This is a genomic window from Spongisporangium articulatum, assembly GCF_044465595.1.
Classification (GTDB): Bacteria; Actinomycetota; Actinomycetes; order Actinomycetales; family Kineosporiaceae; genus Spongisporangium; species Spongisporangium articulatum.
On record NZ_JBITLV010000001.1, the window covers coordinates 793,905 to 807,835 of the forward strand.

Here is a 13,931-nt window from a genome sequence, read left to right on the forward strand (position 1 = left end):
GCCCGTACGGTGGCGGGTCATGAGCCTGATCGCCCGTTTCGCCGTGACCGGAGTCGAGCCTCGTGAGGTGGAGGGAGTAGACGCCGCCTGGGTCGGGGCGATGACGATGTACAAGACGTTCGCCGGCGGCATCGCCGGCACCAGCGTCCTGTTGTTCGTGGCCTCGGGCGAGGTGGAGGGCGAGCGGTCGTACTTCGCGGCCGAGCGCATCACCGGGTCGGTCGACGGGGGCGCCGAGGGGTCGGTGACGATCCACCACGGCGGGCTCGAGTCGTCGCCGGAGTCGTGGTTCGGGCACGTCGTCCCCCACTCCGGCTCCGGCTCGTTCGAGGGGTGGGCGGGCACCGCGAAGATCGAGCACGACGCCGACGGCGCCTACTTCGTGATCGACCTCAGCTGAACCGCTGGACGAAGGCCAGGGCCGGGTCGGCCACGTCCCGCCAGCCCGAGTCGATGGTCAGCGAGTGGCCGCGGCCCTCGACCTCGACGATCTCGGTGACCCCGGGGTTCTTCGCCTGCCGCTTGTAGCTGGCGTTCGTGATGGCGTGCGGCACGGTGTGGTCGGCGCCGCCCGACACGAACAGCAGCGGCCCGCGGTCGGGGTTCCTCGCGTCGGCCTTCAGCGCACTGAACGGGTTGACGTTGGCCGTCGCCCCCTCGAACAGCGGGGCGCCCGGCGCGGCCACGTGCGTCGCCTCGTACAGCGAGCGTGCCTCGGCCTCGTCGACCGCGTTCGTCCAGCCGTAGCGGTACTGCTCGAAGGTCAGGGTGACGGCCCTGGTGGCGTTCAGCGGGTTGCCCAGCACCGGGAACGCCGAGCGCAACGTACTGATCGGCAGCGGCAGCACACCCCGCACGGGGGCCGGGTCGATCGAGACGCTCGCCCGTGACACCCCGCGCCCGGCGAGGATCTGCGCGAACGCACCCCCGAACGAGTGACCCACGACCGCGGGCTTCACCTGCAGCGCGGCGATCGCCTCGAGGAAGTGGGCGACGACGGCGCCGACCTTCTTACCCGCGAACACCGACGGGTTCGCCCGCGCCTCCTCGACCGTCTCCGGGTCGTCCGGCCAGCCGGGGGCGAGGGTGGTGAAACCGTTCTCCTCGAACAGGTCTCGCCACGGCTGCCAGCTGCTGGGCAGCAGCCACAGGCCGTGCACGAACACGACCGGGACCCGGCCCGAGTCGTTCGCGCGGGTGATCTCCTGCTGTTCGCGGTTCGTCAGACTCACGTCGAGCTCCTCACCAGGGAAAGAGCCGGCGCAGTCGTGCTCTTCAAGTGTGCGCGCCGGCCGACCATTCGGGCAGCTCTCCGGCCGCGATCCGCGCAGCGTGGTCCGCCATGACCTCCTGACGCCGTTCGGGCGTCAGCTTGTCCACGTAGACGATGCCGTTGAGATGGTCAGTCTCGTGCTGCAGGCAGCGCGCGAGCAACCCCGTGCCCTCGACCCGGATCGACTTGCCGTTCAGGTCCTGTCCGGTGACCGTGGCCCGTGCCGGGCGGGCCAGCGGCGAGAACTCGCGCGGCACCGAGAGGCAACCCTCCGTGTCCTCGTCGAGGGGGGCGTCGTCCGGGACCTCCACGACGGGGTTCACCACCACCCCGACGTGGTGCACGCCCTCGGCGTCGGGGCAGTCGTAGACGAACACCCGCAGGCCGACGCCGATCTGGTTGGCGGCCAGCCCGACCCCCTCGGCCCAGTCCATCGACTCGAACATGTCGGCGACCAGTTGCTTGAGGTCGTCGTCGAACGCGGTGACCTCGGCGCACGGCTCGTGCAGCACGGCCGTGCCGTACATCGTCACGGGCCGGGCCTCGCCCTCCGGCAGGTCCCAGAGGTCGGCCCACTCGTCTACTGTGAGTTCGATCGACACGTCGCAAGTATGAAGGGTTGGGGCGGTGCCGCGGGTGCTGGGGCCTTTCGAGGGAGCAGCCCCGTGGAGATGAGCCGCGAGCGGTTCGAGGAACTCGTCTCCGACGCGCTCGACTCGGTGCCCGAGGAGCTCACGAGGATGATGAACAACGTCGTCATCCTCGTCGAGGACGACCCCCCGCCCGGCGAGGACGACCTGCTCGGGTTGTACGAGGGGACGCCGCTGACCGAGCGCGACTCGTTCTGGGCGGCCGGTTCGCTGCCCGACCGGATCACGATCTACCGGAACCCCACGCTGGCCGTCTGCGACACCGAGGAGGACGTCGTGGACGAGGTGGGCATCACGGTCGTGCACGAGATCGCCCACCACTTCGGGATCTCCGACGAGCGTCTGCACGCGCTCGGCTGGGCCTAGTACCTCCCGCTCATACTCCCGAAATGCACACTTTCGCGGCCAAAAAGCCGCCGGAAAGCGTGCATTTCGGGAGTATGAGCGGGTGCGGGTGGTGGGGGTCTGTGTCGGGCGCGCCGGGGACGAGGGGGTGCGGTGGAGTGCGGACGACGTCGAGCGGGTCCTGCGCCCGTCCGCGCCGGAGGTGCCGCCCGCGCAACGCTGTTCGGTGGGCGACTTCTGGTGGGACGCGAGCGACGGCCGGCACGACCTGACCCCGAGTGTGGCCCTGCCCGCGCAGGAGCTGCCGGCCGACCATCCGGCCTGGGTGGGGCTGGAGGCCTGTTCGGCCGATTTCACCCCGGGCGAGCAGCTCTCCGCCGCACTGCAGGGGCTGATCGACGGGTTGCTCGGCGGGGGCACGCTTGGGCCCGAGATGCGTTCTGCCGAGGCGATTCTCGTACTGACGACGACCGGCAGCCCCCTGGCCTGGACGCAGCTGGTGGAGGTCGCCCCCGACGTCCTCGTGCCCTGTGCGCACGTGCCGATCGACGTCGCGCACACCACCCTCGCCCACGAGGTCGGGCACCTGCTCGGCTACGGGCACTCGTTCGGGCTGAGCACCGCTCGGGTCGGGGCCGAGTACGGCGACCCGTACTGCATCATGAGCGCCCGGCGTTTCGGTGGTCGCACGGTCCAGGTCACCCGCTCGTTGACCGGTGGTGACCTGCGGCCCGGTGCGGCGCTGTGGAGCATGGCCGGCCCCGACCTGGCCCGGGCCAGCGCCTGGGCGCAGCAGCACGACTGGCCCGCCCCGTCGTCCCCGGCGGTGCAGTGTCTGGCCTGGCCGAGCGTGGCCCGCCCCGTCACCGTCGCCCACTCCGGGCTGCGCGACCGGGCCCCGCGGCTGGTCGCCTTCGGGGTCCCGGGCCGCACGCACTGGCTGACGCTCGAGGTGCGCGGGCCGCTGCCGGACGGCGTCGAGGGGCCCGACTGGGACGCCGCGTTCCGGCTCGACCGCGAGCCGAGCACCGGGCGCCCGCTGCCCGACCGCGACCCGCACGACGCGCCGGGGCTCGTCGTCCACGAGATCGACGAGACGGCCTGCGTCACCTACCGCGGCACGGTCGCCCTGCCGCTCGGCGGTGACACCGACGTCGAGGTCGGCCCCGAACACGCCCGCCTCACGATCCGGGCGACCGGCTACTCCGGCGGTGTCGCAACGGTTCTCGTCGGCCCGGAGCCGGGGGTGCCGATGGCCTGGGCCCGGGTCGAGGAGGGGGACGGCGGTCCGGCGGTGCACGCGTTCACGGCCGGGTACGCCGAACCGGTCTTCACGTGGTGGCTGGACGGCGTCGAGCTGGCCGCCGCGGCCCGGCTCGGGGATGCCGTGTGGGACCGGCTGCCGGTGCCCGACCACGGCCGTGACGTGCGGGTGGAGATCGAGGTGCGCGAGGGTGCCGGAACCCCGGCCGGGCCGCGCGAACCGCGCTTCTTCGACACCGCGAACCTCAGCGGTGACCGCCGGGTCGAGATCCGCTGCACGGCCCTCTAGTTGTTGTTGTGCGCCGTCGGCGCTGACGCGCCTCCTCCCAAGTCAACAACTGAGGAGGGTGCCCTGGCGGGCGAAGGTGACCGGGCGGCCCTCGGGGGTGGCGGTGAACTTCTCGGCCAGGGCGTCCAGGGCGTCGTCGGCGCGGGTCGGCGCGTGGTGGGTCAGCACCAGCGAACCCACGGCGCACCGGTCGGCCCAGCGCACGACGTCCTCGATGGTGGAGTGCCCGTACTCCGCCGCCAACCGCCCCTCGGAACCGACGAACTGCCCGTCGTGCAGCAGGACGTCGACCCCGTGGATCAGCTCGATCGCCTCCACGTCGTCGCCCGAGCGGTCGACGAGCGCGCCGTCCTCGAAGGACACCAGGGTGTGGTCCGGCACGTAGGCGACCGACGTCCCGTCGAGGTCCACGCGCACCGCCCACGTCCGGCCGCCCTTGTGCCGGACCGGCGCCAGCTCGACCCGCGCGGCACCGAAAGCGCCGTCCAGCCGCCCGGTCCCGGCGGTCCGGAAGGTCCACCGGCCGAGCAGCCCCGAGGGCCCGATCGGGAAGAACGGCGGGGACATCACCCGGCTCAGCAGCTCCCGCGCGGACACCCCGTCCTCGGCCGGCGGCACCCACAGCTCCACCTCCGCCTCGGGGGAGTCCAGCGCGGGGCAGAACGGCAGCCCGTGCAGGTGGTCCCAGTGCAGGTGACTGAGCACGAGCGGCCCCCGGTACGCGGAACCGTGCAGCAGCCGGGGAAGTTCACGCACCCCGGTGCCGGCGTCCAGCACCACGACCGGCCGGTCCGCGGAGTCGAGCACCGCCACGCACGACGTGTGGCCGCCGTAGCGCAGGAAGGCCGGCCCGGGGGCGGGGGTGGAACCCCGCACCCCGAGCAGCGCGAGCTTCATCAGGCGCTCTGCTCCTCGCGACGGTGCCCCTCCGCGAGCCGGGCCAGGGCCGCGCGGTCGATGTCCGACCCGGGCGCCTCCGCGACCCGCACCGGCGTGACCGCGGTGAGCGTCGCCGTCCTGATCCCCTCCTCCAGCACGGCCCGTTCACCCAGGACCGCACCCGGTCCCAGCTCGCCCAGCGCCTCACCGTTCACCTCGACGCCGAGCACCCCGTCGAGGATCAGGTAGAGCGACGAACCGGGCTCACCACGTTCGGCGAGCACCTCGCCCTCGGCCAGCGTCCGCACCGTGGGCTTGGCTGCGCCGTGCATGAGCAGCGTGGAAAGCTCACGCTCGAGTGCAGTCTCGGCCGCGGTGACCAGCACCGGCGAGTCCTCGTCGCCCCACGGGGTGCGCTTCCACGACGGCTGGCCCAGCCAGTTCGACCAGTCCGCGACGCCGGCCTTGAGCGTCACGTCGCCGTCCGTCCCGTACACCCAGTGCCGGGGGAACGGGCTGGCCCCCTCCATCCCGATCTCCGAGGTCCCGTCGGCGCGTAGCGTCAGCGTGAGCGTGGTCCACACCAGCGGCGCCTGGAGGCGGAAGAACGGCGGCCGGCGGATCGGGCGCGGCAACGGCAGCGCGGTGCGCCCACCGGCGGTCTGCGTGAACTTCACCCACCCGGGCCCGATCTCGGGCTCCGGCTTCAGGTCCGGCAGCTTCACGGCCTGGAAGGTGGCGCCCAGCTTGCCGACCCGCACGGTGGTGGCGCCCATCACGATGCCGCCGTCGGACCCGTGCGCCACGACCCGGTCGCCGTCGAACTCGGCCCACGCGTGCAGGAAGTTGGCGAACCGGAAGGCGTCCCGGTCGCGCAGGTCCTCGAGCGTCGCGCGCATCGCGGCCGCGTCACCCAGCTCCCCGGGCGGGGGCTGGTCGTAGTGGCTGAGCCCGGTGGCGAACGTGGCCTTCATCGGTCCGGACACCGCTTCGGACGGGATCCAGGACACCGACGTCCCGGCGGCTTCGACCCGCATGGCCTTCTCCTTCGTGTCGCTCTCTCGTCGTCACCCAGAACGCTAGGTGGACGGCGGGCGCGGCGGCAGGGCGCTGCCCGGCACCTCGGGAGGGGGGCCAGCACCCCCATCAACGGTCGTCCTGTCTCCCTTGTCGTGGCCGCCGGAACACGGGTGAATGGACGTCGTGGAGAGGATCACGGTCGTCCTGGCCGACGACAACCTGATCGTCCGGGAGGGCGTGCGGGCTCTGCTGTCGCTGGACAAGGAGCTCGAGGTCGTCGGCGTGGCCGGCGACTACGACGAGCTCGTCGACGCGTGCGCCCGGTTGCGCCCGCAGGTCGTGGTCACCGACATCCGGATGCCACCGAACTTCCAGGACGAGGGCATCGAGGGGGCCAAGGAGGTCCGGCGCCGGCAGCCGGGTACCGGGATCGTCATCCTCAGCCAGTACGACAGCCCCGAGTACGCGGTCGAACTGCTGGCCGAGGGGCAGGCCGGGTACGCCTACCTGCTGAAGGACCGGATCGCCGACTCGGGGCGGCTGTCGCGCGCCATCAAGGACGTCGCCTCGGGCGGTTCGATGCTCGACCCGGAGATCGTGCAGGCCCTGGTGAACCCGGCCCGGCGCGAGGGCGAACTGACCGACGAGCAGGAGGAACTGTTGCACGAGATCGCCGAGGGGAGGCCGGTGAAGGCGATCGCGCTGTCGCGCGACGTCCCGCCGGAGGCGGTGAACGCGGCCATCGAGCAACTGTTCCTCGACCTGGCCAAGGGGGCGAGTTCCGGCCAGGAGGAGGCCCTGCGCCGGCTGCGCATGCTGCACGAGGCGATCACCCAGCGGGAGGAGCAGGGCGAGACCCTGTCCCGGCTGCTGCCGGGCGGCCTGGCCGAGAAGCTGCGCACCGACTCGGGCGCCGCGGAGCGCACCGAGCGGATGGTCGTCACCGTCCTGATGTCCGACGTGCGCGGCTACTCGGGCATCGCCGAGCAGTCCGACCCGGCGGTGCTGGCCGGGCAGTTGAACGCGCACCGGCGCGAGATGAACGCCGCGATCCTGGCCGAGAACGGCACGGTGATGCAGTACGTCGGCGACGCCGTGATGGCCGTGTTCGGTGCGCCCGACCCGTATCCCGACCACGCGGTCCGGGCAGTGCGCGCGGCCCTGGCGATGCACGCCCGGCAGCGGGCGCTCGACGCCGAGTGGGCCGCGCAGGGGCTGTCGCCGTTCGGGCTCGGCATCGGGCTGTCCACCGGAGAGGTCGCGGCCGCGCTGCTGGGCAGCGCCGAGCGGCTGGAGTACACGCTGGTCGGCGACACCGTGAACCTCTCGCAGCGCCTGCAGGACATGGCCCGCCCGGCCGGGACGACCGTCGCCGGGCAGTCCACGCTCGACGCCGTCGCCGCCGAGGGCGGCGCCGACGCCGGGTGGGACTGGGAACCGTTGGGGGCCCGCCCGATCAAGGGCCGCGCCGCCTCGGTCGTCGCCTACAAGCTGGCCGGTGCCCCCGAAACCGTCTCTCTCACTTCGGATCTGGAGGTACTGCCATGAGTGAACCAACGGTCCGGGTGCGGGGCGCCCGGCGCACGTTCGCGGCCGAGCTCGCCCCGGTGCGCGCCCTGCGCGGCGTCGACCTGGACGTCGCGGCCGGCGAGTTCGTCGCCGTGATGGGCCCGTCGGGGTGCGGGAAGTCGACGCTGCTCAACGTGATCGCCGGGCTCGATTCGGTGGACGACGGCACGGTCGAGGTGGCCGGTGAGCGCATCGACGGGCGCGACGAGGACTGGCTGGCCCGGTTCCGCCGCCACCACGTCGGGATCGTGTTCCAGTTCTTCAACCTCCTCGACGGCGTCAGCGCGCTCGACAACATCGTCCTGCCGGGCGTTCTCGGCGGGATGCGTCGCAAGCAGGCCGAGTCGAGAGCGCGTGACCTCCTCGACCTGCTCGGCCTCGGCGACCGGGCCCAGCAGGTGCCCGCGGTGCTGTCCGGCGGGCAGCGGCAACGACTGGCGATCGCTCGCGCGCTGGTCAACGAGCCGACCCTCCTGCTGGCCGACGAACCGACCGGGGCGCTCGACTCCGACGGCGGCCTGGAGGTTCTCGAGCTCTTCCGCCGGTTGCACGACGACGGCCAGACCATCGTCATGGTCACGCACTCGCCCGACGTCGCCGCCGGGGCCCTGCGCACCGTCCGGATGCGCGACGGCCTGGTCGAGGACGACGGCACCGGTGTCGTGGCGCTGAGCGACTCGGCCGGTGGCGCGGTCGCCGCCACCGCGGGCTGACCGGTGCCCGCCGTCCGGATGTGGCTGGGCCTCGACCTGCGCCGCCGGGCGCGGTCGCTGGTCGCCCTCGCGCTGCTGATCCTGCTGGCCGCGGGCACGGTGATGACGGCCGTGGCCGGGGCTCGCCGGGCGTCGAGTGCGATGGAGCGGCTCGCGGAGCCGACCCTCCCCGCGACGTCGGCCGTGCTGGCCAACACCCCGGGCTTCGACTGGGACACGATCCGCGCGATGCCGGAGGTCGAGGCGGTGACCACCTTCGTCGTCGACTACTCGCTCACGGTCGAGCTGCCCGGGCAGCCGAAGGCCGAGCCGAGCTTCGGCTTCCCGTTCGGCCGCGACCCGCGGGGCGCCGCGTTCCGGACGGTCGAGAAGCCGATTGTCTACGCCGGGCGCGTCCCCGACCCGGCCCGCGCCGACGAGGTGATGGTCACCCGCAAGTTCGTCGACCAGTACCACCTGGGCGTCGGCGACACGGTCGTCATCCACCTACCCACCCCGCAGGAGTACGCCACGGTCGAACCGGGGCCCAACGGCCTCGTCCTGCACGGGCCCGTCGTCCGGGCCCGGATCGTCGGCGTCGGCCTGTCCCCGTGGTACTCCGACAGCCCCGGATCGAACGGCGGGCTGCAGTTCTCGCCCGGGCTGACCACCAGCTATCCCGGCAGCGTGTTGGGCGACGAGAAGTCGCCGGACAACCTGGCCTACGTCAACGCGCTCGTCCGGCTGCGCGGCGGCGAGGCGGCGATCCCGGCGTTCCGCACGCACTTCGAACAGGTCACCGGCCGCACGGACATCGACATCTGGAACCTGCCCGAGCAGTACCGCCAGCTCCAGCACACGGTGCTCTTCGAGGCCCGGTGCCTGCTGGCCTTCGGGCTGGCCGCGTTCGTCGCCTCCCTGTTCCTGGTCGGGCAGGCGATCGTCCGGTACGCCGCCGGCGGGGCCCAGGAGCTGCGCACCCTGCGGGCCGTCGGCATGGCGCCCCGGCAGGCGGTCCTCGCGGCGGCGGGCGGTCCGGTGCTGGCCGGGGTGCTGGGCGGAGGTCTGGCCGTGGCCGCCGCCGCGACGGCGTCCCGGTGGTTCCCGATCGGCACCGCGCACTACCAGGAACCCGCTCCCGGGACGTCCGCCGACGTTCTCGTGCTCGGGCTCGGCTGGCTGCTCGTCGTCCTGCTCGTCGGAGGTGGGGCCGCGCTCGCCGCGCGGCTGGCCCTGGGCGCCGCTCCGGACGCCCCGACCCGCCGGTCGGCGGCCGCGGCCCTGGTGGCCCGGGCGGGCGTGCCGGTCGCGGTGGGCACCCGGTTCGCCCTCGAGCCCGGCCGCGGTCGCACCTCCGTCCCGGTGCGCCCGGCCCTGTTCGGCGCGGCCATCGGCGTGATCGGGGTGCTGGCCGTGTTCACGTTCTCGCACGGCATCTCGGATGCGTCGACGCACCCCGAACGGTTCGGGCAGACCGCGCAGGCCGGCATCTTCCTGGGGATCAACGGGCAGGACTTCGGTCCGGTGGACGCCGTCCGCGCGGCGGTGCTGCGCGACCCGACGGTCGCGGGCGTCGACGACGGCCGGACGGCGGTCGCGAACGTTCCCGGCGGCGAGCACACGGTGCCGCTGTGGGAGTACAGCACCGGGCGCAACATCCCGACCGTGATGCTGCACGGGCGGATGCCCGCCGGCCCGGACGAGGTCGTGCTGGCGCCCCAGACCCTGGCCGCCCTGGACGCGGAGATCGGCGATGTCGTCACGCTTCTCGGCGACCGGAAGACCGGTCCCGTGCGCCTGCTCGTGACCGGCGAGGGGTTGATCCCCGCGGGCCCGCACAACGGGTACGCCGACGGCGGTTGGGTCAGCACCGCCGGCTACGAGAACCTGTTCGAAGGGTACAAGTACCGGGTCGAGCTCATCGCCTTCCGGCCCGGCGTGCGCCCCGCGGACGGCGCCGCCTCCGTGCACCGGACCCTCACCTCCGCGCTGGGGAAGGACGGCAGCGCGATCGCCGTCGAGCCGACCGACCCGGTGCCGCAGATGGCGCTGCTGAAGCAGGTCCGGGCGCTGCCGGTCGCGCTGGGCGTGTTCCTCGTGCTCCTGGCGATCGGGGCCGTCGGGCACGCGCTGGCCACCGCCGTGCGGCGCCGGGGGCTCGACATCGCCGTGCTGCGCGCGCTCGGCCTGACCCGCTGGCAGTCGGCCGGGATCGTGCTCGTCCAGGCCACCGTGCTGGGCGTCGTCGGCCTCCTGTTCGGGGTGCCCCTGGGCCTCGCCCTGGGCCGCAGCGTCTGGGGGGTCGTCGCGGAATACGCTCCGGTACAGTACGTCTCGCCGGTGTCGCTGTGGCCGATGCTGTTCACCATCCCCGGGGCCGTGCTGGTGGCGAACCTGCTGGCCGCCTGGCCCGGCCGCCGCGCCGCCGTCCTGCGGGTCGCCCACGTGCTCCGGGCGGAGTGATCGAGATGGAGCTGTCCCTGGGCGTGCTGTCGTCGGTGCTCGCCGGCGCGTGGGGGCTCGCCGCGGTGGTCGAGCTGCGGTCCGGCCGGCGGTCCGCCGCCGGGTGGTGCCTGCTCGTGGCCGCCGGCCACGCGGTGGCCGCCGTCGCACCCCACGCCGCGCCCGTCGTCCTGGCCACCTGGCTCGGGTACGGGCTGGCCTTCCCGGACGGCGCCCTGCCCGGCGCCGCCCGCCGGGTCACCGTCGCGCTGGGCGTGCTCGGGCTGACCGGGTGGGCGGGCCTGCTGGTCGCGCAGGACCGGTCCCTGTCCCCGGCACAGTTCGTGACCGGGGCGCTGGGCGTCTCGGCCGTCGTGGTCGTCGGCATCGCGTTGCGGCTGCGGACGGCGGATGCGCAGGAGCGGGCGGCCGTCGAGTGGCTGGGCGCGGCGAGCGTGCTGTCGGCGGCCGCGGTCGTCGTCCTGCTGGCCCTGCACCTGATGGCCGGCACCCCCGACGCGCTGCGGGTCTGGCTGGCGGGCCCGCTGCTGCTGGTGCCGCTCAGCCGCATCCTCGGCGGGCTCCTCGACCGCCCTCGCCTCGCCGACGTCGTCCTCGTCCAGTCCATCGTGGTGGCCGGTCTGGCCTGCCTCGTGGTGGCCGTCTACCTGGTGGTCGTGGTCGGCCTCGGGCACGTCCCCGAGGGCGCCGAACGCGGGATCTTCGTCTCCAGCCTGGCCGCCGCGGTCGTCGTGGCCGCGCTGGCCCAGCCCGTGCGCTGGCGGCTGCTGGACTTCGGCACCGGGTTGATCGACCGTAGCGAGGGTTCGGCCGAGGAGGTCGTGAACACGTTCGGTGCCCGGATGAGCCGCGCCGTCCCGCTCGACGAGCTGATGCTGCAGCTGGTCGAGTCGCTGAAGGCGACGATCGCCGGCGGCGGTGCGGAGATCTGGGTCGGCGCGGACGGCGTGCTGAACCGGACGGTGTCCGTCCCCCACCGGCCGACCGCCCGGCTGACGCTCGGCGAGCGCGAGCGGGTGGTCGTGGGGCGGGCCCGGATCGGCGGGCCCAGCTGGTGCTCCGTGTGGTTGCCGCACCTCGGGCCGCGCCAGGACGACGGCCCGCGCCAGGACGTCCGCGTGGCCCCGCTGGCCCACCTCGGCGAGTTGCTCGGCCTGCTGGTCGTGCGCCGCCCACCCGGGGCCGACGACTTCTCGGACGACGACGACCGCCTGCTCGTCGACCTCGCCCGCCAGCTCGGGCTGGCCCTGCACAACGTGCGCCTCGACTCCGCGCTGCAGGCCTCGCTCGAGGAGCTCGAGGAACGCAACGCCGAACTGGCCGCGTCCCGGCTGCGGATCGTGACCGCCTCCGACGAGTCGCGGCGGGCGATCGAGCGGAACCTGCACGACGGCGCCCAGCAGCACCTCGTCGCGCTGGCCGTGAAACTCGGCCTGGCCGAGACCCTCGTCGACGAGGACCCGGAGATGGTGACGCAGCTGCTGCGGGAGCTGCGCGGCGACGTCCAGACCACGATCCGGGAGCTGCGCGAGCTGGCCCACGGCATCTACCCGCCGTTGCTGCGCGACCGCGGGCTGGCCGAGGCGCTGCGGGCGGCGGCCAACCGGTCGCCGCTGGACTGCACGGTCGACGTCTCGCTGCCCGGGCGCTTCCCGGAGGCCGTGGAGACAGCGACCTACTTCTGCTGCCTGGAGGCGATCCAGAACGCCGGCAAGTACGCGGGCCCGGCGGCCCGGGTGACGGTCTCGGTGCACCTGAACGCAACCGGTGACACCCTGGAGTTCGTGGTCGAGGACGACGGGCCCGGGTTCGGGGTCGGGGTCGCCGCCGGGCACGGCTTCGTGAACATGGGCGACCGGCTCGGCGCGATCGGTGGCTCGCTGCTGATCGACTCCACCCCGAGTCGCGGGGCCCGGGTCGGCGGTTTGATCCCGATCGAGAAAGCCTCTGCGGAAACGGTTTCCGCACTGACGGAAGGGACGGCATCGTGACGGCTGACGGGTTCGACGCCGTGGTGGTGGGTTCGGGCCCGAACGGGCTGGTGGCCGCGGTGACCCTCGCGGAGGCCGGGCGCCGCGTCCTGCTCGTCGAGGCGGCCGACCGGGTCGGCGGCGCGCTGCGCAGCGAGTCGTTCACGCTGCCCGGGTTCGTGCACGACGTCGGCGCCACCGTCCTGCCGCTGGCGTTGAGCTCCGAGGCGTTCCGGGCCCTGCGACCGCAGGACCACGGGGTGACCTGGGCCCAGCCCGAGATCCCGATCGCGCACCCGCTCGAGGGGGCGGACGCCGTCCTCGTGCACCGCTCCGTCGAGGAGACGGCCGCCGCGCTGGGCCGTGACGCCCGGGCCTGGCGGGCCCTCGTCGGGGCCACCGCCGACGCCGGGCTGCCACTGGTGGACACGCTGATGTCGCCGTTCTCCCTGCCTCGTGCGCCGCTCGCCGCGGCCCGGTACGGGGTGTCCGGCGCGCTGCCCGCTTCTGTGTTGTCGCGGTTGGCCTTTCGCGAGGCGCCGAGCCGGGCGATGTTCGCCGGCATCGCCGCGCACGCCGTGCTCGACCTGGCCCAGCCGATCACGGCCGGGTACGCGCTGCTGATGGCCGCCCTCGCGCACAGCGTCGGCTGGCCCGTGGTGCAGGGCGGCTCGGAGCGGCTCGCGGAGGTGCTCGCCGCGCGACTCCTGGCCCTGGGTGGGGAGATCCACACCGGGACGACGGTCCGCTCGTTGCGCGACGTGCCCCCGGCCCGTTCGGTGCTGCTGGACCTGACCCCGCGCCAGGTCGTCGCCGTCGCGGGTGACGCCCTGCCGCCCCGGTACCGGGCCCGGCTGGACCGGTACCGCTACGGGCCGGCCGTCTTCAAGATGGACTGGGCCCTGGACGGCCCGGTGCCCTGGTCCGACCCCCGCGTCGCGGCGGCCGGAACCATCCACGTCGCAGGCAGTTTCGAGGAAGTGGTGGCCAGCGAGCGGGCGATGTCGCGCGGGCGGTTCTCGGACCGGCCGTACGTGCTGGCCGTGCAGCCCACCGCCGCCGACCCGACCCGGGCGCCCGCGGGCCGGCACGTGTTCTGGGCCTACTGCCACGTGCCGAACTCCTCGACCGTCGACCGCACCGACGTCATCGAGGACCAGATCGAGCGGTTCGCACCGGGTTTCCGCGAGCGCATCCTGGCCCGGCACGTGATGTCGCCCAAGGAGCTGGAGGCCTACGACGCCAACCTGGTGGGCGGCGACATCGTCGGCGGGGCGGCCGACCTGCGCCAGTTCGTGGCCCGCCCGGTGCTCGGCCTGCACCCGTGGGCGACCCCGGTGAAGGGCCTGTACATCTGCTCCGCCAGCACGTCCCCCGGCGGCGGCGTGCACGGCATGTGCGGCTACAACGCCGCAAAACTCGCCCTCAAACGTTCGTGATCATGGAAACTTCTAGTCTCGGCTGAGCGCTGAGCGCGCCCCTCGCGGTGAGCGGAGACTAGAAGTTTCCATGATCACG

Annotated in this window: 12 protein-coding genes; 8 read left to right on the plus strand and 4 right to left on the minus strand. The window is 73.5% G+C overall.

Annotation, left to right across the window (positions count from 1 at the left end):
* Window positions 1-19: 19 nt before the first annotated feature.
* Window positions 20-400: a DUF3224 domain-containing protein gene (locus ACIB24_RS03805; protein WP_398275374.1), complete on the plus strand. Its 381-nt coding sequence runs from the start codon at window positions 20-22 to the stop codon at window positions 398-400.
* Here the strand turns inward: ACIB24_RS03805 and ACIB24_RS03810 are convergent.
* Together ACIB24_RS03810 and def are read right to left on the minus strand one after the other, a co-directional pair.
* Entirely contained in the window at window positions 393-1,232 is an 840-nt protein-coding gene (locus tag ACIB24_RS03810) for an alpha/beta hydrolase (protein WP_398275377.1), read from the minus strand. The genes ACIB24_RS03805 and ACIB24_RS03810 overlap by 8 nt on opposite strands.
* 43 nt (window positions 1,233-1,275) lie before the next feature.
* Window positions 1,276-1,800, minus strand: a complete 525-nt coding sequence (def, locus tag ACIB24_RS03815) for a peptide deformylase (RefSeq protein ID WP_398276736.1) — start codon at window positions 1,798-1,800, stop codon at window positions 1,276-1,278.
* 144 nt (window positions 1,801-1,944) lie between these two features.
* Here def and ACIB24_RS03820 point away from each other — a divergent pair, with 144 nt between their 5' ends.
* Both ACIB24_RS03820 and ACIB24_RS03825 read left to right on the plus strand, forming a co-directional pair.
* Window positions 1,945-2,289 (plus strand): metallopeptidase family protein, encoded by a 345-nt coding sequence (locus ACIB24_RS03820; RefSeq protein WP_398276739.1) that lies wholly within the window; start codon window positions 1,945-1,947, stop codon window positions 2,287-2,289.
* Between the two features lie 82 nt (window positions 2,290-2,371).
* Window positions 2,372-3,820 (plus strand): hypothetical protein, encoded by a 1,449-nt coding sequence (locus ACIB24_RS03825; protein ID WP_398275380.1) that lies wholly within the window; start codon window positions 2,372-2,374, stop codon window positions 3,818-3,820.
* A 42-nt stretch (window positions 3,821-3,862) separates the two neighbouring features.
* Here ACIB24_RS03825 and ACIB24_RS03830 read toward each other — a convergent pair whose 3' ends face one another.
* Window positions 3,863-4,717 carry an MBL fold metallo-hydrolase gene (locus tag ACIB24_RS03830; protein ID WP_398275383.1) on the minus strand — a complete coding sequence of 285 codons (855 nt, stop codon included), beginning with the start codon at window positions 4,715-4,717 and terminating at the stop codon, window positions 3,863-3,865.
* Window positions 4,717-5,736 carry a cyclic nucleotide-binding domain-containing protein gene (locus tag ACIB24_RS03835; RefSeq protein WP_398275386.1) on the minus strand — a complete coding sequence of 340 codons (1,020 nt, stop codon included), beginning with the start codon at window positions 5,734-5,736 and terminating at the stop codon, window positions 4,717-4,719. The genes ACIB24_RS03830 and ACIB24_RS03835 overlap by 1 nt, the downstream gene beginning before the upstream one ends.
* 157 nt (window positions 5,737-5,893) lie before the next feature.
* Between ACIB24_RS03835 and ACIB24_RS03840 the strand changes: the two genes are divergently transcribed.
* Genes ACIB24_RS03840 through ACIB24_RS03860 form a run of 5 tightly spaced genes read left to right on the plus strand, consistent with a single transcriptional unit; the run spans window position 5,894 to window position 13,852 of the window.
* Window positions 5,894-7,267 carry an adenylate/guanylate cyclase domain-containing protein gene (locus tag ACIB24_RS03840; RefSeq protein ID WP_398275389.1) on the plus strand — a complete coding sequence of 458 codons (1,374 nt, stop codon included), beginning with the start codon at window positions 5,894-5,896 and terminating at the stop codon, window positions 7,265-7,267.
* Window positions 7,264-8,001, plus strand: a complete 738-nt coding sequence (locus ACIB24_RS03845) for an ABC transporter ATP-binding protein (RefSeq protein ID WP_398275392.1) — start codon at window positions 7,264-7,266, stop codon at window positions 7,999-8,001. Before ACIB24_RS03840 ends, ACIB24_RS03845 begins: the two co-directional genes overlap by 4 nt.
* A gap of 3 nt (window positions 8,002-8,004) precedes the next feature.
* On the plus strand, window positions 8,005-10,443 hold the full coding sequence (locus tag ACIB24_RS03850; protein WP_398275395.1) for an ABC transporter permease: 2,439 nt from the start codon (window positions 8,005-8,007) through the stop codon (window positions 10,441-10,443).
* 5 nt (window positions 10,444-10,448) lie between these two features.
* Window positions 10,449-12,434: a sensor histidine kinase gene (locus ACIB24_RS03855; RefSeq protein ID WP_398275398.1), complete on the plus strand. Its 1,986-nt coding sequence runs from the start codon at window positions 10,449-10,451 to the stop codon at window positions 12,432-12,434.
* Window positions 12,431-13,852, plus strand: coding sequence for a phytoene desaturase family protein (locus ACIB24_RS03860; RefSeq protein ID WP_398275401.1), 1,422 nt, complete (start codon window positions 12,431-12,433; stop codon window positions 13,850-13,852). The genes ACIB24_RS03855 and ACIB24_RS03860 overlap by 4 nt, the downstream gene beginning before the upstream one ends.
* Window positions 13,853-13,931: the final 79 nt, after the last annotated feature.